Annotated in this window: 18 protein-coding genes; 6 read left to right on the top strand and 12 right to left on the bottom strand. The window is 34.9% G+C overall.

Annotated features, from left to right (window positions below):
* Positions 1–62: 62 nt before the first annotated feature.
* From EUBDOL_RS11675 to pta, 6 genes are all read right to left on the bottom strand, one after another.
* The gene (locus EUBDOL_RS11675) at positions 63–1142 is read right to left on the bottom strand and encodes an ABC transporter substrate-binding protein (RefSeq protein WP_004797441.1); all 1080 of its coding nucleotides are present in this window, start codon (positions 1140–1142) and stop codon (positions 63–65) included.
* Positions 1123–1932 (bottom strand): ABC transporter permease, encoded by an 810-nt coding sequence (locus tag EUBDOL_RS11670; protein ID WP_004797440.1) that lies wholly within the window; start codon positions 1930–1932, stop codon positions 1123–1125. The genes EUBDOL_RS11675 and EUBDOL_RS11670 overlap by 20 nt, the downstream gene beginning before the upstream one ends.
* Positions 1929–2771: an ABC transporter permease gene (locus EUBDOL_RS00515; RefSeq protein WP_004797439.1), complete on the bottom strand. Its 843-nt coding sequence runs from the start codon at positions 2769–2771 to the stop codon at positions 1929–1931. Before EUBDOL_RS00515 ends, EUBDOL_RS11670 begins: the two co-directional genes overlap by 4 nt.
* Complete coding sequence (locus EUBDOL_RS00510) at positions 2771–4348, bottom strand: ABC transporter ATP-binding protein (RefSeq protein ID WP_004797438.1); 1578 nt, start codon at positions 4346–4348, stop codon at positions 2771–2773. The genes EUBDOL_RS00515 and EUBDOL_RS00510 overlap by 1 nt, the downstream gene beginning before the upstream one ends.
* An 18-nt stretch (positions 4349–4366) precedes the next feature.
* Entirely contained in the window at positions 4367–4900 is a 534-nt protein-coding gene (locus EUBDOL_RS00505) for a helix-turn-helix domain-containing protein (RefSeq protein WP_004797437.1), read from the bottom strand.
* Positions 4901–5081: 181 nt separating this feature from the next.
* Positions 5082–6074: a phosphate acetyltransferase gene (pta, locus tag EUBDOL_RS00500; RefSeq protein ID WP_004797436.1), complete on the bottom strand. Its 993-nt coding sequence runs from the start codon at positions 6072–6074 to the stop codon at positions 5082–5084.
* 561 nt (positions 6075–6635) lie between these two features.
* Between pta and EUBDOL_RS00495 the strand changes: the two genes are divergently transcribed.
* Positions 6636–6848 carry a FeoA family protein gene (locus EUBDOL_RS00495; protein ID WP_004797435.1) on the top strand — a complete coding sequence of 71 codons (213 nt, stop codon included), beginning with the start codon at positions 6636–6638 and terminating at the stop codon, positions 6846–6848.
* Between the two features lie 67 nt (positions 6849–6915).
* A complete protein-coding gene (feoB, locus tag EUBDOL_RS00490) occupies positions 6916–8916 on the top strand; it encodes a ferrous iron transport protein B (RefSeq protein ID WP_004797434.1) in 2001 nt (666 codons plus the stop codon).
* Positions 8917–9242: 326 nt separating this feature from the next.
* Here feoB and EUBDOL_RS00485 read toward each other — a convergent pair whose 3' ends face one another.
* The 4 genes from EUBDOL_RS00485 to EUBDOL_RS00470 all read right to left on the bottom strand — a co-directional run bounded on the left by EUBDOL_RS00485 (position 9243) and on the right by EUBDOL_RS00470 (position 14520).
* On the bottom strand, positions 9243–10448 hold the full coding sequence (locus EUBDOL_RS00485; RefSeq protein ID WP_004797432.1) for an FprA family A-type flavoprotein: 1206 nt from the start codon (positions 10446–10448) through the stop codon (positions 9243–9245).
* Between the two features lie 19 nt (positions 10449–10467).
* Positions 10468–12372 carry an acyl-CoA dehydrogenase family protein gene (locus EUBDOL_RS11970; RefSeq protein ID WP_004797431.1) on the bottom strand — a complete coding sequence of 635 codons (1905 nt, stop codon included), beginning with the start codon at positions 12370–12372 and terminating at the stop codon, positions 10468–10470.
* Positions 12373–12629: 257 nt separating this feature from the next.
* Positions 12630–13169 carry a PepSY domain-containing protein gene (locus EUBDOL_RS00475; RefSeq protein ID WP_004797429.1) on the bottom strand — a complete coding sequence of 180 codons (540 nt, stop codon included), beginning with the start codon at positions 13167–13169 and terminating at the stop codon, positions 12630–12632.
* A 271-nt stretch (positions 13170–13440) separates the two neighbouring features.
* Positions 13441–14520, bottom strand: a complete 1080-nt coding sequence (locus tag EUBDOL_RS00470) for a C45 family autoproteolytic acyltransferase/hydolase (RefSeq protein ID WP_040462768.1) — start codon at positions 14518–14520, stop codon at positions 13441–13443.
* A 571-nt stretch (positions 14521–15091) separates the two neighbouring features.
* Here EUBDOL_RS00470 and EUBDOL_RS11335 point away from each other — a divergent pair.
* From EUBDOL_RS11335 to EUBDOL_RS00450, 4 genes are all read left to right on the top strand, one after another.
* Positions 15092–15289 carry a hypothetical protein gene (locus tag EUBDOL_RS11335; protein ID WP_004797426.1) on the top strand — a complete coding sequence of 66 codons (198 nt, stop codon included), beginning with the start codon at positions 15092–15094 and terminating at the stop codon, positions 15287–15289.
* An 88-nt stretch (positions 15290–15377) separates the two neighbouring features.
* A complete protein-coding gene (locus EUBDOL_RS10900) occupies positions 15378–15857 on the top strand; it encodes a transposase (RefSeq protein ID WP_004797425.1) in 480 nt (159 codons plus the stop codon).
* 619 nt (positions 15858–16476) lie between these two features.
* Positions 16477–17739, top strand: a complete 1263-nt coding sequence (locus EUBDOL_RS00455; RefSeq protein ID WP_004797424.1) for a restriction endonuclease subunit S — start codon at positions 16477–16479, stop codon at positions 17737–17739.
* A 38-nt stretch (positions 17740–17777) separates the two neighbouring features.
* Positions 17778–18578 (top strand): tyrosine-type recombinase/integrase, encoded by an 801-nt coding sequence (locus EUBDOL_RS00450; protein ID WP_004797423.1) that lies wholly within the window; start codon positions 17778–17780, stop codon positions 18576–18578.
* Between the two features lie 15 nt (positions 18579–18593).
* Here EUBDOL_RS00450 and EUBDOL_RS00445 read toward each other — a convergent pair whose 3' ends face one another.
* Both EUBDOL_RS00445 and EUBDOL_RS00440 read right to left on the bottom strand, forming a co-directional pair.
* Complete coding sequence (locus EUBDOL_RS00445; RefSeq protein ID WP_083781320.1) at positions 18594–19097, bottom strand: restriction endonuclease subunit S; 504 nt, start codon at positions 19095–19097, stop codon at positions 18594–18596.
* A gap of 66 nt (positions 19098–19163) precedes the next feature.
* The coding region (locus EUBDOL_RS00440) for a restriction endonuclease subunit S (protein ID WP_004797421.1) at positions 19164–20719 on the bottom strand (1556 nt) is incomplete at its 5' end.

Genomic DNA, 20719 nt, shown 5'->3' with positions numbered 1-20719 from the left:
CAAGATATCTGATTCTAATGAAAAAAACAGGCAAACGCCTGTTTCTTGATCATTTTCAGCTATTAGGAATTGGAAGCCGCAACCTTTACCTTGCTGAATAGCTCAGAAATGAGCTTACGAGTTGCTTCATCGTAAGTAAATACTTCATCTTTATCATTTCCAGTTCTTGGAACATACGCATTGATTCCTTCATAATCTCCACCAGGTCCGGATAATTCTTCCATAACTTCTTTATTTGCGGAAGTGTAGCCTACTGTGCTTGAATTATCCATAGAACCTTCATAAGAAGCTACATAGTTGATAAATTCATGTGCAAGTTCAACATTTTTAGCATTCTTAGGAATCACCATACCATCGCTCCATAAATTTGTTCCACTTTCCGGTATATAGAAGCCCATATCCTCATTTTCACTCATAACATAAGCAGCATCTCCGGAGTAGATCAATCCTAATGCTTTTCTTCCTTGCGCCATGCTGTCGATAATTTCATCAGTTACGATTTCCGGTTCCATCGTCTTAACGCACTGAAGCAGCCATTCGTATGCTTCATTCAATTCCTTTTTATCACTTGTATTCATAGAATAACCAAGTGCTTTCAATGCCATCATAAAGCTATCACGTTCAGAATCATATAAGTAAATATCACCTTTATATTTGGTGTTTAAGAAAATATTATAGCCTTGTTTTCTCAAATCCTTTTCGCTTACCTTCGTCTTATTATAAACAATGCCAACACTTCCCCAGAAATACGGAATAGAGTATTCGTTCTTAGGGTCATAAGGAAGTCCTTTTACACCATCTGCTAACAAATCCAAGCAATTCAATTTAGATTGATCTAATTTCTGAATCAAGTCTTCCTGAATCAAACGTTCGATCATATAATCACTAGGTACAAGAATATCATAAGATTCTCCGTTAGCAACCTTGATATACATCTGTTCATTGGAATCAAAATAATCAACAACTACCTTGGCACCGGTTTTTTCTTCAAAATCCTGGATTAGATTTTCTCCCATATATTCTCCCCAGTTATATAGGTGAAGCTCCTGTCCTTCATATTCTCCACCGCCGCCATTAGAATCACAGCCGGCTATTGTTACAGCCATAAAGGCTGTCAATACACTAACTAAAAGCTTTTTCATTTTTCTTCCTATCCTTTCTTGCCTTAATAAGCGGCACTACGTTAATCACAATTAGAACAATCGTTATCAAAACAACAACAAGTGTTGAAATTGCATTGATACTTGGATTTACACGCTTGCTCATCGTATAAACCATAATACTTAAATTCTTTACTCCCCCTCCGGTAACGAAGTAAGAGATAATAAAGTCATCAAAGGACATGGTAAACGCAATCAAGGCACCGGATACAATACCCGGAGTGATCTGCGGTACCAATACCTTCGTAAGAGCCTGCCAAGGAGTTGCGCCCAAGTCCATAGCCGCATCGGCCAAGTTCGGATCTAGAGAGCGGATTTTCGGCATGACACTTAAAATCACATACGGCGTACAGAAGGCAATATGGGCTAACAGCATTGTCATAAAGCCTTTTTCAATCTTAAATGTAATAAACAACAGCATTAAACCGATTGCCGTAACAATCTCCGGATTCATGATCGGAAAATCATTCAGCTGCATAACAAGTCTTTTTACCAGCTTCTTTGATTTCGACAAACCGATTGCCGTAATCGTTCCAATAATAGTAGAAACTACAGTAGCGATCAAAGCAATGATGATGGTCGTGTATAATGATTCCATCATATCTCGATTGGCAAACATCTTTTCATACCACATCGTAGAAAAGCCCTCGAAATGCGTTAAGGATTTACTGGAGTTAAAAGAGAAGATTACCATGAATACAATCGGAAGATAGAAGAAGATAACGGTTAATCCCATGAGCAAAGAGCCGAAGATACGTTTTTCCTTTTTCATGCGTGTTTTCTCCCCTTCCCATTGTTTTTATCTTCAATCTTACGAATCAATACCATACTTAACATCATAACCATTGCCATGATCATCGAAATCGCACTACCGAAGTTCCATTCCCCAACGGTAATAAATTGATTTTCAATGACGTTACCGATTAAGAAGAATTGTCCTCCACCTAATAGCTTCGGTATGAAGAAGGAACTAACGGCAGGTAAAAATACAAGTGTAATTCCACTAACCACACCCGGCAAGGACAATGGCAGGGTAACTCGCAAGAAGGTTTGAAGCTTATTGGCACCTAAGTCATTGCTGGCTTCTAATAGCGATTTATCCATTTTACACAAGGAAGTATTGATTTGCAGAATCATAAACGGAATAAAATTATACACCATACCAAGCAAAACCGCTGTTTCGGTATATAAAATCTCACCGGTATCAATTCCAAACCAACTTAATACGGTTTGTAAAATTCCATCTTTGGTTAAAATACCGATCCATGCATAAGTACGTACCAACATATTGATCCACATTGGAAGTGTAATAACCAAAATCAAAATATTTCTTAAGCGATCGGAGCTGCGTGCAATAAAATACGCAACCGGATAGCCCAAAACCACACAAATAAGCGTTGTCTTTAACGCAATCAATAACGATCTCCATAAAATCAAGAGGAAATCCAGGTCGGTAAAAAATTTCTTAAAGTGGTCTAAGGTGAAGGAGAAACTTATGATATCATTTCCCGGCTTTGTGAATGCATACAACATAATCAAAATCATCGGCAATAAGATCATAAGCGCTACCCATACCATGTAAGGCCACGCAAGCTGTGAAAATTTCTTCATCAGAAACTCATTTTCTCCATGACATGAATATCCTCAGGGAAGAAGGTTAAGCCGACCTCTTTTCCTTCCTCTACATAATCGGTAGTATGAATTTTAAATTCACGTCCCGTCGTTGAGAATACAATTTCATAAACTCCTTCTTTAATATCATCAACATCAAAGCTATAATCAACCGAAATATCAACGGATTGTTCATCATCTGACAACTTCCAGCCTTGTGCATTCGCCCATGTTTTTAAATCGGTATCTAATGCAACCGATTCTTTAATCTCATCAACGGTTTTAAAGAAGTTGAACGCCATAACTGCTTCATTTGCTTTTTCATTTTTTACATAGGTTTGATTGACAACAAAGATTTTTCTTTGAATAGAGGTTCCATTCGCCGTGGAGAAGGTAACCGGATATTCACCGATTTCTTCCTTTAGATCGTATTCGATCTTATTGATGGAAATATATTCATCGGCTTGCGGATCCCATGCCTGTGCATCGGCACGCGCAACGATTTCCTTATCATCTAAATCCTTTAAATCCTCAATATCCACATAGAAATCATTTGCACTGATTTTTTCTTTTCCATCATCGGAAGCTACATCGTGGTTGCGAATGACATGCATTTTCACCTTAACCGTTGTTCCAGGCACCGTTTCTACGATAACCTCATAATGTACACCCTTAAACAATACACTCAGCACTTCTCCTTGAAGCTTGCCCTCGTTGCATTCGACAATATCAATATCCTCCGGACGAATAACAATGTCCACCGGTTCTTTTTCTTTAAAACCGAAATCAACACAATCAAACACTATATCATCAAATTTTACTTTATAATCCTCTAGCATGATACCGGATAGGATATTGCTTTCTCCGATAAAGTTCGCAACATATTTATTTTCCGGCTCGTTGTAAATATCTTGGGGTGAGCCAACCTGTTGAATTTCGCCGTCCTTCATAACAACGATTTTATCTGACATCGTAAGTGCCTCTTCTTGATCGTGTGTAACAAAGATAAAGGTAATTCCGACTTCCTGCTGAATACGTTTTAATTCATACTGCATCTCTTTTCTCAGCTTTAGATCAAGAGCACCTAACGGCTCATCTAACAAAAGTACCTTTGGTTCATTCACCAATGCTCTGGCAATCGCTACACGTTGCTGCTGTCCACCGGATAACAGGGTAACATTCTTATTTTCATATCCTTCCAAACCGATCAACTTCAGCATTTTCATAACCTTTTGTTCAATAACGTCCTTGCTTACCTTTTTTATCTTCAATCCGAAAGCAATGTTTTGATATACGCTCATGTGCGGAAACAGAGCATATTTTTGAAATACAGTGTTTAATTCTCTTTTATAGGGTGGCAGCTTACTGATATCCTCCCCATCGAAAATAACACTTCCCTCCGTAGCATCTAAAAAGCCTCCCAGAATCCTTAACAGCGTAGTTTTTCCACAGCCGCTAGGTCCAAGCAGTGTTACAAATTCATTTTCATAAATATCCAAATTGATCCCTTTTAATACGATCTGTCCGTCAAAATCCTTAACGATATTGCGGAATTGGATCAGCTTTTTCTTTTCCATACCTACAGCTCCTCCGTTTTAAAACATAGGGGGTGTCGTAACCCATAGTATCTTGGCGTCCCTAGACGTGTTATTTTCCAAATAATGGCTCACCTTACCATCTAAATAGAAGGTTTCATTTGCTCGCACCGCCTGTCTTTGGTTTCCACGTACAAGGATCACGCTTCCCTTCAATACATAACCGAATTCTTCTCCGTTATGACAATCCATAACCATACTTTTCTCATGTGGGTGGAGAGTTAAAAGAATCGGCTCCATTTCATTCTTCTGCGCATTGGGAATGATCCATTCAATCGTATATTCGTCCTTTACGCTCTCAAAGAAGTCCTGTGTTTGAAAGACAATCTGTTCCTCCTTCTCCTCTTTAAAGAAATCCGCGAGATTGGTTCCAAGTGCCTCCAACAAATACTCCAACGTCGAAATGCTGGGACTGGTAAGATTTCTTTCCACCTGCGATATAAATCCCTTGGTCAGCTCGCTTCGTGAGGCAACCTCTTCCAATGTCAAATCATTACGAAGACGCAATGCCTTCAGCTTTGCTCCGATATCCAAAAATCTCCCTCCTTTTCATATACTAAACATTTGTTTTAAAAAATCAAACATGCTTATTATACCCTATTTTTATTTTTTATCAATATATATTTAACATTTTTTTTAATAAATAATACATTACATTTCAAAAAGAAACGACCTGCGCATCATCACAGATCGTTCCCGTTCTTAGCCTTACATCCTACACTCTTGTCGATAGCCTATCCAGTGATTCTTCGCTATTTTGCTGCTTTCGCTCACTTACCTGCATCGCCGTAATTCTTGCCATCTTATATACTTCTTCACTCGTACAGCCACGCGACAAATCATTTACCGGTTTATTCAAACCCTGAACAATCGGGCCGATAGCCTCATAGCCTCCCAATCTGGCAACTAGCTTATAGCCGATATTTCCTGCATCAAGTGATGGAAAAATCAATACATTGATATTTCCCGCTATCGTGCTGTTAGGTGCTTTTAAAGCCGCCGTTTCCTTTGATAGTGCCGCATCAACCTGAATTTCTCCTTCCACCTCAAAGTCAAGCATCATTCGTTTCAAACGTTTGGCTACCTCACGCATCTTATCCACACTTTCTCCCTTTCCAGAGCCAAGTGTAGAATATGATAAAATACCGACTTTAGGTACAATGCCCAATTGATTGGCGCTCTCTACGGTTTGTAGGGTTATATCAACCAATTCATCAGCACTTGGATTGATATTTAAGGAACAATCACTGAATAAAAACACCTTCTCGTCCTTTACCATCAAAAAACAGCTTGATACTAAAGACGATGTGGGATTGGTTTTAATCAACTGCAAAGCCGGACGTAAAGTATCTGCTGTCGTTGTCGTTGAACCACCCAATAAGCCATCAACCAATCCAATCTGCAAAGCCATGGTCGTAAAATAATTGGCATGTTCAAGCTTTTCACGACACATTGCCTGATCCCATTTCCCCTTGCGCAAATGAATCATTTCCATAACCATCTGTTCCTTGATCTCATTGCTGATGTTTGACGGATCCATGATTTCGATTCCTTCCAGCTGCTTACCTTTTTGTTTTGCAATCGTCATGATTTGATTGTAATCACCGAACAAAACAGGTTCTACAAATCCTTCTTCATGCAAATGAACTGCCGCCTCCATCATACGCTCATCATTGCCTTCCGCAAATAAAATTCTTGTCTTTCCCATATCTGCTCCTCCTATTTATTTTCCAAGCTGCTCCTGATTTGTTGAAACACCACACAGCGACACCTTGGTGTTACTGTTTATTACTTTAGGATTTTATAATAGCTAATGATAGATGAATACTACAATACTCTCTTTATGATTTTATCTACTTGTATCATATCATATTTTCTTAGCTTTGACATCAACACCATTTAAAAAGATATATGTCCTTTGACTTACCTCTTATCTTATGAGCATTGATTCGCGTTTTCCATCACATTCTCAATAAATCTAACAGTATAGTTCACTAACCTAATTAGAAGAATATCCTTGATAAACAGTCTATTTTTTACTCATATATTCTTTATTTCTATTTATAAAATTGATATTCCTAGATTTCAGTATCCTATTTTTCCATGTAAACTCATAGATGATAGACTATATAGTTATCTTACAACCTGTTTATACAAAAAAATTAAAATTTTTCAAATGATTTGCATTTAATTATTGACAAATATTATTTTAAAGTTATATCATACATATAGTTAGATTGAGCTAACTAAAAGAGTGAGGTGAAGCATTATGAAATTAAAAGATGCTATTGAAGGTCAAGAGTATATCATTCAACAGATTGAAACTGATGATAATGATCTTAATGCTTTCTTGTTTTCATTAGGATGTTATAGTGGTGAAGCAATAACTATTATTTCCCACTTAAAAGATAGCTATGTCGTCGCCATTAAAGACGCCCGCTATAATATTGACGTTCAGCTTGCTGATGCAATCGTTGTGTAATCAGCATATTTTTTTAGCCGCTAAGTTAGTTTAAGATAACTTTTTTTGATAATAGGGAGGAATAACTATGAGAATCGCACTTACCGGAAATCCGAATTCAGGAAAAACTACGATGTATAATGCTTTAACTGGTAGTAATGAAAAAGTTGGAAATTGGGCTGGAGTTACCGTTTCAAAGAAAGAACATGCAATAAAAAAGTTTTATAGCAACAATCAAGAGTTAATGGCAGTAGACTTACCTGGAGCTTATTCAATGTCTCCATTTACTAGTGAAGAAAGTATCACAAGTACATATGTAAAAAGTGAAAATCCTGATGTCATTATTAATATTGTTGATGCAACCAATTTAAGTAGAAGTTTATTTTTCACAACACAATTATTAGAATTAGGTATTCCAATGGTCGTTGCATTAAATAAAAGTGATATTAACGTAAAAAAAGAAACCGAAATAAATGTAGAGCTGTTATCGAAGGAATTAGGTTGTCCGGTTATCAAAACTGTTTCCACATCAAAAGAAGGATTAAATGACTTAATTCATACAGCAATAAAACAGATGAATAAAGCTCAAAATGCTCCATACCATCAAAAGAATATTGATTTAACAAATAGAAATGAAGTTGAAAAAGCAGACAGAGAACGATTCAAATTTGTAAATGAAATTGTTAAAAAGGTTGAAAAACGTAATATGTTAACAAAAGAGAAAAATATCAATGATAAAATTGATACCATTCTTACAAATAAATGGTTAGGAATACCTATTTTTGCAATGGTTATGTATTTCGTCTTTGAAATTTCCCAAGTTTGGATAGGAAAACCTATTGCTGATTGGTTGGTAGGCTATTTGGAAATGTTCCAAGGTTGGGTAGGTGCACTGATTGCAAATGCAAATCCTCTATTATCTGCCTTGCTTGTAGATGGTATCATTGGCGGAGTGATTGCTGTTATTGGATTCTTGCCGCTTGTTATGGTTATGTATTTCTTAATCGCGCTTCTTGAAGATTGTGGTTATATGGCAAGAGTTGCGGTTGTGTTAGATCCGATTTTTAAAAAAGTAGGATTATCCGGGAAATCTGTCATTCCATTTGTTATTACAATCGGTTGCGCTGTCCCAGGTATTATGGCAAGTAGAACAATACGTAACGAAAGGGAACGCAGAGCTACCGCAATGCTTGCACCATTTATGCCTTGTGGAGCAAAGATTCCTGTAATTTCTTTATTTGCCGGCGCTTTCTTTGATAACGCAGGCTGGGTAAGCACGCTTATGTATTTAACAGGTATTATTCTTATTTTCTTTGGCGCTCTATTAATCAATAAAATCGTAGGATATAAAGCAAGAAAATCTTTCTTTATCATTGAACTTCCCGAATATAAAATTCCTTCATTATGGCAAGCATTTAAATCGATGTGTAATCGTGGTTGGGCATACATTGTAAAAGCTGCTACTATTATCTTATTATGTAATACCGCAGTACAAATTATGCAAACATTTACATGGAGCTTAACAGTTGCTGAAACTGCAGATGCCTCAATTCTTGCCTCTATTGCTTCTCCTTTCGCTTATATCTTATTTCCAATTGTTGGTGTATTAAGTTGGCAACTTGCAGCAGCTGCAGTCACAGGATTCATCGCAAAAGAAAATGTTGTTGGTACTTTAGCAGTTTGCTTTGTCGGATTAGAAAACTTAATTGATACAGAAGAGCTTGTTTTAATGCAAGGAGCTGGTGAAGAAGTAGCCGGAGTTATCGCAATTACTAAAATAGCAGCACTTGCTTACTTAATGTTTAATCTCTATACACCTCCGTGCTTTGCAGCAATTGGCGCAATGAACGCAGAAATGAAAAGCTCTAAATGGGTATGGGGAGGCATTGGATTACAATTTAGTGTTGGATTTATCGTTGCTTATCTTGTTTATACCCTTGGTACTTTAATGACTGCTCCGGAAACATTAAATTTAGTCGGAGCATTAGCAGGATTGGGAATTGTCTGCATCATCATAATTACAATCTCCATCTTGATAAAAAATACTAATCAAAAATTAAAAGATGAGTATTCCTTAAACAATAAGTAATGGTTGGTAAAGTTATGATAGAAAATCTAATAATTATACTCCTGATTTCTTCCATAGTTTGTGCTATCTTATTCTATCTTTATAAATCAAAAAAACAAGGAAATAATTGTATTGGCTGTCCTAATGGAAGACAATGTTCTAAAAAAACATGCAAATCAAAATGCTGATAAATAATTACGTTTCGTAGAAAAAACTCTATGCAAAAGAAGACTATGACAATAGATAAACCAACTTCTACTTGTCATAGTCTATTTTTATAGCTCTACCGCTTCTTACTTATTAATCACTCAAAAAACAGCATACTTCTCTTCAATCGGTTCTATTATCTACATATCCATAGAATCAAGAATACTATCTACAAAGGTATCCATTTCAGATTTATTATTATCATTCAATGTACTAACCATCGCTACTTCACTATTTAAAACACTCATCTGCTTCATTTCCTCATCTAAGAAGCGTTTCATCAAAGCACCTGATTTCGGTGCCCAAGAGCCGTTTTCAATCAAGCCTATGGTGCGCTTTTGTAAATTCAAAGCCTTCATGTGCATCAAAAAATCATGCATGATTGGATAAATCCCCAAGTTATAGGTTACAGAGGCCAATACCATATGACTGTATTTGAATGCATCAGCAATCAAATAGGAAACATGGGTATTGGAAACATCATGAACAACAACATTCTTCACACCCTTTTCCACTAGCTTAGCAGCTAACACCTGTGCCGCTGATTCCGTATTTCCATACATAGAGGCATACGCAATCATAACCCCTTTTTCTTCCGGCTCATAGCGACTCCATTGGTCGTACTTATTAAGCAAATAGGCAAAATCATTGCGCCATAGCGGTCCATGCAGCGGGCAAATCACTTTGATATCAAGTGTTTTTGCTTTCTTAAGCAAAGCCTGCACATGAGGACCGTATTTTCCAACGATATTGGTATAATAACGGCGTGCATCATCTAGCCAATCACGATCAAAATTCACCTCATCATTAAACAGCTTACCATCTAAAGCCCCAAAGCTACCAAAGGCATCGGCAGAAAAGAGGACACCATTTGTTACATCAAAGCTAACCATCGCTTCCGGCCAATGAACCATAGGTGCTTCGACAAATGTAATCGTATGCTTTCCGAATGTTCGCGTATCGCCTTCTTTAACTTCATCAATATGTCCGTCGATCGAAAAGCCAAACTGACGCATCAACAGAAAGCTTTTTTCCGTTGAAATAATCGTAACATTCGGATAACGAAGCAAAATTTCTTCAATGCTTGCGCCATGATCGGGCTCCATGTGATTGATAATTAAATAGTCCAGATCACGACCATCAAGCAAATGCTCGATATTTTCGATAAACTGCCGACATATTTCCCAATCAACCGTATCAAATAGTACGGTCTTTTCATCTAATAATAAATAGGAATTATAAGAGACTCCTCGGGGAATGGGGTGAATATTTTCAAACAATGCCAGGCGATGATCATTTCCCCCTACCCAATATAAATCATCAACAACTTTTCTTACACAATACATAGTTTTATAACCTCCTATTTTAATCTAATGTTTCAATGAACTGCGTTTTATCTTCACCACATTCCGGACAAACCCATTCTTCCGGAAGCTTTTCAAACGAAGTTCCTGCCGCAATATCATTTTCAACATCACCAAGCATTTGATCATATTCATATCCACAGCCACTGCATACATGACGCATATAGGAAGGGGCTTCTTTTTTCATAAACGGTCGCTTCATTTTCTTCATCGGTGGTGCCGGTTTCTTTTCTCCGGTATCAAGTGCTTTGCTTAACAGTGGTAAAATTTCCATCAAATCGCCTACAATACCGTAATCGGCATTTTTGAAAATAGGCGCATTGGCATTTTTATTGATGGCAACGATCGTTGTTGCATCTTTAATGCCCTTTAAATGCTGTCCGGCACCGGAAATACCACATGCGATATACAAATTCCCGTTAAACTTTTGACCGGACATTCCCACATAGCGATTGATTGGCAAATATTGTAAGCTTTCCGCAACCGGACGTGAGCTTCCGATTGCCGCACCCACTTGTTTCGCCAATTCTTCAATCAGCTTCATATTTTTCTTTTCTCCGATTCCTTTTCCTACGGAAACCACACGCTCGGCATTCGCAACCGGTGTATCAATATCAATTCCCACCGTAAAATCATAGCCATCTTTTTTCAATGCTTCTACCAAGGCAAGCACCTTATGTTGCGCATCGCCGTCTTTAAAGATTTGTTTTTTTCTTTCTCCGGTTATCGTTCCTTTTTTCTTAGCAACCTTTTGATTTTTCGGTTGTTTTCCGATAAGATGAGATGCAATAACTACTCGTTGAATTTCATTCGTCCCTTCATAAATCGTTGTAATTTTCGCATCGCGATACGCACGCTCTACGTCCATACCTTTTAAATATCCACTGCCACCGAAAATTTGCAACGCATCATTACAAACTTCTAAGGCAATATCACTGGCATATAGCTTTGCCATTGCCGATTCCATACCATACGGTTCATGCTGCTCCTTAAGCTCAGCAGCTGAATACACCAACATACGAGCACAACGAAGCTTCGTTGCCATATCAGCAAGCTTAAATGCAATCCCTTGCTGTTGAGCAATCGGCTTACCGAATTGTTCTCTTTCCTTTGCATACGCAAGTGCATTTTCATACGCTCCTTGAGCAATTCCCAAAGCCTGTGCAGCAATACCAATACGACCGCCGTCCAAGGTTGACATGGCAATTTTAAAGCCTTCTCCTTCTTTTCCAAGCAAGTTTTCCTTCGGTACTCTAACATCGTTGAAAATCAGCTCAGCGGTTGAAGATGAACGAATTCCCATCTTGTCATAATGATCACCAAATGTAAAGCCGCCCATGCCTTTTTCAACAATAAATGCAGAAATTCCTTTTGTTCCCAATTCCGGGTTCGTGGAAGCAAAAACGACATAAATATCTGCTTTATCGGCATTGGTAATAAAGATTTTATTTCCGTTTAGAACATAATGATCACCTTCTAAGACAGCAGTTGTTTCCGTACCTCCGGCATCACTTCCAGCATTGGGCTCCGTTAAGCCGAATGCGCCGATTTTTTCTCCTTTTGCTAACGGTACCAAATATTTCTTTTTTTGTTCCTCATTTCCGAATGCAAAAATCGGATAGCTTCCTAACGATACATGGGCAGAGAGAATCACACCGGTTCCTCCATCAACACGTGATAGTTCCTCTACTGCGATTGCATAGCTTAATACATCTAATCCGGCACCTCCATACTCTTTAGGATAAGGAATTCCCATCAATCCCATGTCTGCAAATTTCGCAATTTGTTCACTTGGAAATTGATTCTCCTTATCAAGCATGAATGCGATTGGTTTGATTTCGGTTTCCGCAAAGGTACGTACTTGCTTACGTAGCTCCTCTTGTTGCTTTGTTGTCGTAAATAACATAATCTACCTCCATTTCTTCCTTTAAGAATTATATTTACGCCTTATTTATATACTAAGCTAACGTATATATTTATATGACACTACCATCTTATCTAACCGCTTACATTTTGTCAAAGCAGATGCTCATGAATTATAAATGATAGATTATACGTATTCAAAACGAAAAAAATCAATCCCTTAAATATGGAGATTGATTCTCTTTGTATCTTGCTTTTTACTTCAAATATTAGCAAATAAAAGTTTTCATTATAAACAGTCTAATGTATCATATCAATATCACTTGAGGTTATAGCTCCACTTGTTACATCTACTTCCGCAGAATATTCTTTTCCATCATATACAAATTCAACATCATAAACCTGTATTCCATCATCATTTTCTTGATAGATCTGAAGATTGGTAATGGCAGCTGCATCTACTTTAAAATGAGCAATTGCCTTTTCTAACGCTTGCTCCTGGGTAAGCATGGCAGCCTCTTTATCCGCTGATGGAGCTTGTGTTTGCTGATTTTCATTCGTCTTATCGTTTTGGGGTGTAGTATAATTCGATGTGCTTATTTCCTCAATTTTTCCTCGCTCACTAATCTCATAAATATATGCCTTTTTATCGGTGTGAAAAGAAAATTCAAAACCGTCATCATCAATTTTTTCTGATGTAAAGCGCACCTCTTTTTCAGATAAACCGGCGTCCTTTAAAGCAATATCTCTTGCCTCTTCCGTTGTAACCTTTTTCCCACAACCGGTAAGCACGAAAGAACAACCAATAGCACCTATCATAAGTAATCTCATTGCTTTCATATCCTTGCCTCCTAGCCTTTTATAGTTTAATACTAGCAAATGCTCCTCTTTTTTTCAAATCGTATGCATCAGCTGAAATCCTAGAAATCACCAATACATATATAAAAATAACAAATACTTCCTCGTTTTTTGCTCATCGTTCTCTTTATGCAGGTAAAGAAGTTAGATTACGGATTTTATAAAACATTTTATAATGAAGAAAAACCACATTCAATTCTATGTGGCTCTTCATAAAACTATTTTCTTGGGCTTTCTACATCTACTGTATCTATTATTCAAACAGCTTAATTTCATACGTATGCTGATAATCCATTCCCATTGATACGGTTGCTGTACGTTTTGTATTGTTATATACAACGGACCATTGTGTTGCGCTTATGCTTCCATCTTTTGTTTTATGTGGCTGTTGGGAAACTGCCTTTAAAAGATTCATTGCTTCTTTTTCCGATAATACTCCTTGTTTCTTATCTAGGGTAGTCATTAACGTATTGTATCGATCCTGACCATGACCGAAATCATAATCTCCCGGTGTTAATAGGAAGTTGGTCGCTGCTTGATATGCTTGCTTCGGTTCAACCAATTTCATCTCATTGTTAATATATTCCACCACAACGGAAGTTCCATTGGCATCGGCTATTTGAAAATGATAACAGCTATTTGCACTTGAATGCATATCATATTGCGATAACAAATCAACAGCCTCTTCTACCGTAGCACAGGTATCTAAAATCATTCGAATTGCCGTTGTTGTCGTAATATCCACTTTATTCGTTGTTTGGTTCGTTTCTTCTGTCGGAATAAGTAGCACCCCTACACTTAAACCTTTTTCGTTCATTCCGTCAAGAGGGGCGTATGGTCCTGCCAAAGTTGTTATACTATTGAAAAAATTATCGGGTAACTTATCTTTTCCATATCCGATAAAGCCTAAATTTACCATGGAAACAGATTCATATCCTTTTTCCGGTTTTGTACGAACCATCATAGCCGGTGAATAGCTTAAATCAAAATTACGGCCGAATAAGTATTCATTTTCGGGAGTTACTGCTGTGAAGGTCGAACAGCCTAAGCTTGGAATATTGATTTCTATAGGCAATCCTTTCATTAACCTTTTTACCACAAAGGAAACCAATTCAGAATCGCTCGATGCGCCTCCTTGTTCTAAAAATTCATCAAGACCATAATCACCATAATACTCCATCATATAGAATGGGTAATCATCAAGCTTCTCAATCGAGTGAAGCGTCTTGATTTCATTGTGAAACATCATATAACCTCCGAAACAAATTGTTATCGCAAGCGTTACAATTGAAATCACTACTATTTTAATTATTTTTTTAGCTTTTTTACTCATAGTATCCTCCACGTATAATTCATAAATCACAAGAAACCAGCAATGAAAATCGCTAGATTAAGTTCATGTTGTGAACGGTTCATATTATAAACATTTTTGATTTTTTTGTCAAATGTAATTTCGCATTGAACTAGCCTTAAAATAATCAGGAGATTACAATGTTCATGATTTCTTTGTGGTTACGGTTAGTACACTGCTATAATAAACTATATCAATTAATAAACAAAAAAGATTGATTTTATTGTAAGCATCAAATAAAAAGTGTATTGAATAAATATAAAAAGCCGAGTAAGGTGGTCATTCTAATAACCATCGCTATTCGGCTTTCTTACATATTGTTTGAACTTGTTCCTCCCATGGCAATAGATAATTAATAAATTCAGAATTTTCCTTGGGTAACCAAATTTAAATAGGGTTTGCTTTAGTAGGGTCTTTTAATAGGGTCTATTAGCAGGGTCTAAAATTTTAATCAAAATCACGTTAAAAAGAGGACAACTACACAATGTAATTATCCTCTTCTTTTTTCTCCATTGTTATTAGATTGCTTAATTCAAATAGAAATGGAGGATATATGAATGATATCATAAAAGCTTTAAATTTAGAAGATGATACTATTCGCCTTGTCGAAATCATCACCAACCAAAACTCTCTTACAAAAACTGTTGTAATCGAGAAACCTTTAGTACCACATGTATGTCCTATATGTGGTTTTTCTATGTACTCTAAGGGTATCTCACTCATCGTAAGGCAAAACATCAAATATTATTAGTCTGTTCATCGAGCCTAGAAAAAGAATCACAAATTTAATACCATTCCTTATCATTAACGAATTAAAGGATATTAATAAAACATGTTCTATGGTAGCTGCACATTTTAATGTATCAGATACCTATGTTCATGATACATTTACTAAATTCGTTGATATGAAACGTTTACCTCTTCCTAGAATATTAAGTATAGATGAAGTCCATTTAGATATTAATGAAAAGACTAAACTGTGTTGTGTACTTATGGATTTTGAAACGAGAGAAATCGTTGATATTTTACCTAATCGCTGGGAAACGACACTCGATGCTTATTTTTATTCTATTAGTTTTCAAGAACGTGGAAACGTAGAATACATAGTAAGCGATATGTATAGCGAATATCTTACATTTCCTGATAAATACTTTAGAAATGCAAAGATAGTAATTGATAGTTTTCACGTCGTTTCTTATTTAAACCAACTGCTAAACAATTATTTAGTCAGTGTCAAAAAGAAATACCAAAAACGAGATAAAGAAAGACTAAAAGAAAAGAACGAATTAAATAATCTTGCATATTCATCAATCAAATAATCGAAAGAACTTATATTATTAAACCATTACAAATTCTTTCTATTAGCAGATTATGAAGATATTCAATGGAATGATAGTCCTACGAAAAGAAACAAATATTTTCATATTTATTTAAGTACATATCAATTAGATGAAATATTTTATGAAGTTGATGACAAGTTTGAAATATATAAAAACTAGAAGCAAACATATATTGATTTTAATAAAACTAAGTTCGATACAGTTCTAGGAACACCTAAATCAACCAAACAAATTCATAGTTACAAAGGAAAAAAAGAAAATCTTATAATAAAAATAGATAAAATGAAATAATTATTATTATTTGAATTAAGCACTTAAAAAGGATAGACACAGTAATCGAATTGTTTCTATCCTTTTCTTTATTTTATCAGTAAACCCTATTAAAAGACCCTACTGAATTTTACACTAAACCCTGCTTAATTTTGGTTACCCCTATCTTCTTGGTGTTGTATGGTATATGTCAGTATGTCGTATCTAGTGAAAGTAATACTTAAAAATATAGCAGACTAATAATACAGAAGTAATTAGTAATATATTACATTCCTATAATCTTCATTATGAGCAGATAGGTAAAGAAGTACGATGTATTGAAGATGAATTGCCATTTGAGATACCTGATAATTGGGAATGGAAGTCGTGGGGAGAAGTTTCGTATAAAATCCAATATGGATATAATGCACCTGCAAAAGATACAGGAGTAATCAAAATGGTTAGAATTACGGATATACAGGATAATCAAGTTTTATGGGATAGTGTTCCTTTTTGTAATATTAAAGAAAATGAAATACCTGATTATTTACTACATAATTTTGATATATTGTTTGCTCGAACGGGAGGTACAGTTGGTAAGTCGTTTCTGGTAGAAAATATCAACGAGGACTCTGTATTTGCAGGATATCTAATTAGAACTGTTTATAACTATAACGAAATTAATCCCAAATATCTTAAGTATTTTATGGAAACTTCTTTATACTGGAGTCAACTAAAAAAAGGAACAATTGCAACTGCCCAACCTAACTGTAATGGACAAACACTCTCAAAAATGATACTGCCTATTCCCCCACTCCAAGAACAACATCGAATAGTTGCAAAACTTCAAGAATTAGAACCGTTGATTGAAAAATACAGAATTGCTGAAGAACAATTACATGAACTAAATTCAAATATCAAGGATCAATTAAAGAAATCGATTCTTCAATATGCAATCGAAGGTAAACTAGTACCTCAAGATCCAAATGATGAACCTGCATCTGTATTATTAGAGCGTATTCGAGAAGAAAAACAACAACTTATCAAAGAAGGTAAAATCAAAAAAGATAAGAATGAATCCATCATTTTTAGAAGGGATAATTCTTATTATGAGAAGTTTGGAAATACAGAGTTCTGTATTGATGATGAAATAAAATGTAGCGTTCCAATTAATTGGATTTTAACAAGACAAAAGAATCTTTGTTGGCTTAATAACGGGAATTTATCAAAAGGTGAGATACTTCCTTATTTAGAAGTAAAAGTTTTACGTGGAAATAAGGAAGCAGAAACAAAAGATAGTGGAGTGATAGTGACCCGTGGCACTAATGTTATTTTAGTTGATGGTGAAAATTCGGGAGAAGTAATGAAAATAAAATACCGAGGGTATATGGGAAGCACTTTTAAAATATTACAAACTTCTAATTTTGTTAACGAAAAATATGTAGACATCATATTTCAATGCAACAGAATTAAATACAAACATAACAAAAAAGGCGCTGCAATACCTCATTTAGATAAAGAACTATTTAATAATACGCTTATCTTTTTGCCACCAATAACCGAACAACAACGAATTTTAGAAAAAATTAATCTCATAACACACTTACTTTAATATTTGTACTTATAATTTTCTTCCGAAGGAGGATTGTTATGAGTAAACAATTTAAAGAATATTTAGAAAAAACAAATTTTTCAAAAAATACGATTGATTCGTATGTATTTGCTGTTGATCAGTATTTTATACAGTATGAGGATATAAATAAAAAAAATTTAAAACAGTATAAAACTTGGTTAATAGAAAACTATAAGCCTAAAACAGTGAATCTTCGTTTAAGAGCTATTAATTGTTACCTAGAATTTTTAAGTAAAGGAAGTTTGAAATTACCATTTATCAAAATTCAACAAAAAACTTATCTTGAAAATGTTATTAGCGAAGCAGACTATAACTATTTAAAGAATTGTTTGAAAAAAGATGATTTGGATTGGTATATGGTAGTTAGATTTCTAGCTGCTACAGGCGCTCGAGTGAGTGAATTGATTCAAATAAAAGTAGAACATGTGCAATTAGGCTATATCGATATTTATTCAAAAGGTGGTAAATTAAGACGAATATATATTCCTGTTAAATTAAAGAAAGAGGCATTGATTTGGTTAAAATCTAGGAATCAGGAAACAGGATTTATATTCTTAAACAAATATGGGAACAGAATTACTACCAGAGGAATTTCGGGGCAATTAAAAAAATTTGCTTTGAAATATGATATTAATCCTAATGTGGTATATCCGCATTCGTTCCGCCATAGATTTGCAAAAAATTTTTTAGCAAAGTGCAATGATATTGCTTTTTTAGCAGATTTAATGGGACATGAAAGTATAGAAACCACAAGAATATATTTAAGAAAAACTTCCACAGAACAACAAGAACTTGTTGATAATTTAATTGATTGGTAAAAACAATACTCCATTCTAACAATCTAGAATGGAGTATATTTTGTTGATCGTATTAACAATTTTAATTTGTTCTTCAAAAGGAGGTAAAGGAAGTAATTGATTTTGTAGATTTTTTTGCGTGATTTGATTTATTGTTTCTGTTTTGACATTATCTAATTGATTTCTAAAAGTAGGTGAATCTAAAAATATTTTTATATAAGGATTAAATTTACTACTAAATTTAGTCATAAAAGCCCCAAATGATGCTTTTTCAATATCTACAATCGCACACTTTCCAACTAAAGAACGACTTCCGTTTCTAGCACAAATAAGTAGATCATTTTTATATATCATTGCTTTTTGTGGCACTTCACATGAAACATATAAGTTATCGCAATATGACATTTTTCCATTTTGAATATTTCCTGATCTTAAAACTAAAATTCCTTTTGAATTAGTTATATCTGACGATTTATATGTTAAACCAATATTTGATTCACCTACAGTACCTAATCTAATCCATTCCCAAGTATTTGGAATTTCAAATGGTATAAGATCATCAATTTTATTTGTAAATTCGGCAAACTTCTCATAATAAGAATAATGTTAAATAACTTTTCCTAACAAATTTACTATTCTTATTTGTTCTTTGAGAGGCGGAACTGCTATAAGTGTTTTTATGATTTTTTCTTTTGAAATATTAGGTTGAGCCCCTCCTTCACCTTTTTTGACAAAGTTTCTTTTATTAGCTAGTAAATAGAAAAATAAGTATTTTGAATAGAATGGTTTGTATACTAAGCATGCGCAACATGCTTGATTTGTAGTTGCTGGAAAAGTCAGTATTCCTAACTTTCCAATTGTTGCTCCATACATCGCAATTAAAACAGAACCAGATGGATTAAGTTTAACAGAAGTTTTTTCTAAAGCTAATTCTGTTATATGATTTGGAATATTTGTGATATATCCGTCATTCAAATCTCCAGTTAATAACCAAGGTATTGTACCATTCGAATAATACTCGTTATTTGATTTGCTAGGAGTAGCGCCTGCTCCCCAATTCCCAATATTGTTAAGTCTTGCCCATTGCCATGAATTTGGTATCTCAAACGGGATTTCATTGTCTATACAATACTCAATTCCGTTTATCTTTTCATAATAAGAATTATCCCTTCTAAAAATGATGGATTCATTCTTATCTTTTTTGATTTTACCTTCTTTGATAAGTTGTTGTTTTTCTTCTCGAATACGCTCTAATAATACAGATGCAGGTTCATCATTTGGATCTTGAGGTACTAGTTTACCTTCGATTGCATATTGAAGAATCGATTTCTTTAATTGATCCTTGATATTTGAATTTAGTTCATGTAATTGTTCTTCAGCAATTCTGTATTTTTCAATCAACGGTTCTAATTCTTGAAGTTTTGCAACTATTCGATGTTGTTCTTGGAGTGGGGGTAGAGGAAAATAAATTGAAAATAATGATTTTTGTACAAAATGCTTAATAGTTACACCTTTAAAATAATTATCCAATATTTTGGAGACTTTATAAAAAGATAGAACTCTTTGATAAAAAACTGGATTAAGTTTTTCATAAAAGCGAACACGATGTAACGCATTTTGATAATACATTGTTTTATTTTTGTTCCACACTGCTGACCTTCCTGCATCTCCACCTTCACAAATTAATAAATCTCCATCTTGAAGCAAATATTTTTGTTTTTCTGCCTCATTAAATTTTGCAATCTTGATAGTATTCATATCAATGTAATCTGATTGGATATTAATACTACATAAGTATGGAACAGATTCACCAATATCTTTTGTTTTATTTAGTGTTTTTCCTAAATAAGATTCTGCAATATCATTAATGTGTACCCATTCCCAATTATCAGGTATCTCAAAAGGCAATTCATCCTCAATACATCGTACCTCTTTACCTATCTGCTCATAATGAAGATTATCGGCACCACGAAAGATGAAAGATTCTGTTTTACTTTTTTTAATCTTCCCTTCCTTAATTAGTTCTTCTTTTTCTTTTTTTATTCTTCTAAGTAAAACTGATGCTGGCTCATCATTTAAATCTTGAGGTACAAGTTTTCCCTGAACAGCCATTTGAAGAATTGAATTTTTCAATTGTTGGGCTGTCATTCTATCTTCCATTA

The organism is Amedibacillus dolichus DSM 3991, from assembly GCF_000154285.1.
Lineage (GTDB): Bacteria > Bacillota_I > Bacilli_A > Erysipelotrichales > Erysipelotrichaceae > Amedibacillus > Amedibacillus dolichus.
The sequence above is the reverse complement of the archived record's forward strand: the minus strand, read 5'-3'. Positions and strand labels throughout refer to the sequence as shown.

Coding starts and splice junctions, on each gene's coding strand:
- EUBDOL_RS11675 (WP_004797441.1), bottom strand. CDS start 1,142: ATGAAAAAGCTTTTAGTTAGTGTATTGACAGCCTTTATGGCTGTAACA.
- EUBDOL_RS11670 (WP_004797440.1), bottom strand. CDS start 1,932: ATGAAAAAGGAAAAACGTATCTTCGGCTCTTTGCTCATGGGATTAACC.
- EUBDOL_RS00515 (WP_004797439.1), bottom strand. CDS start 2,771: ATGAAGAAATTTTCACAGCTTGCGTGGCCTTACATGGTATGGGTAGCG.
- EUBDOL_RS00510 (WP_004797438.1), bottom strand. CDS start 4,348: ATGGAAAAGAAAAAGCTGATCCAATTCCGCAATATCGTTAAGGATTTT.
- pta (WP_004797436.1), bottom strand. CDS start 6,074: ATGGGAAAGACAAGAATTTTATTTGCGGAAGGCAATGATGAGCGTATG.
- EUBDOL_RS00495 (WP_004797435.1), top strand. CDS start 6,636: ATGAAATTAAAAGATGCTATTGAAGGTCAAGAGTATATCATTCAACAG.
- feoB (WP_004797434.1), top strand. CDS start 6,916: ATGAGAATCGCACTTACCGGAAATCCGAATTCAGGAAAAACTACGATG.
- EUBDOL_RS00485 (WP_004797432.1), bottom strand. CDS start 10,448: ATGTATTGTGTAAGAAAAGTTGTTGATGATTTATATTGGGTAGGGGGA.
- EUBDOL_RS11970 (WP_004797431.1), bottom strand. CDS start 12,372: ATGTTATTTACGACAACAAAGCAACAAGAGGAGCTACGTAAGCAAGTA.
- EUBDOL_RS00475 (WP_004797429.1), bottom strand. CDS start 13,169: ATGAAAGCAATGAGATTACTTATGATAGGTGCTATTGGTTGTTCTTTC.
- EUBDOL_RS00470 (WP_040462768.1), bottom strand. CDS start 14,520: ATGAGTAAAAAAGCTAAAAAAATAATTAAAATAGTAGTGATTTCAATT.
- EUBDOL_RS11335 (WP_004797426.1), top strand. CDS start 15,092: ATGAATGATATCATAAAAGCTTTAAATTTAGAAGATGATACTATTCGC.
- EUBDOL_RS10900 (WP_004797425.1), top strand. CDS start 15,378: ATGGTAGCTGCACATTTTAATGTATCAGATACCTATGTTCATGATACA.
- EUBDOL_RS00450 (WP_004797423.1), top strand. CDS start 17,778: ATGAGTAAACAATTTAAAGAATATTTAGAAAAAACAAATTTTTCAAAA.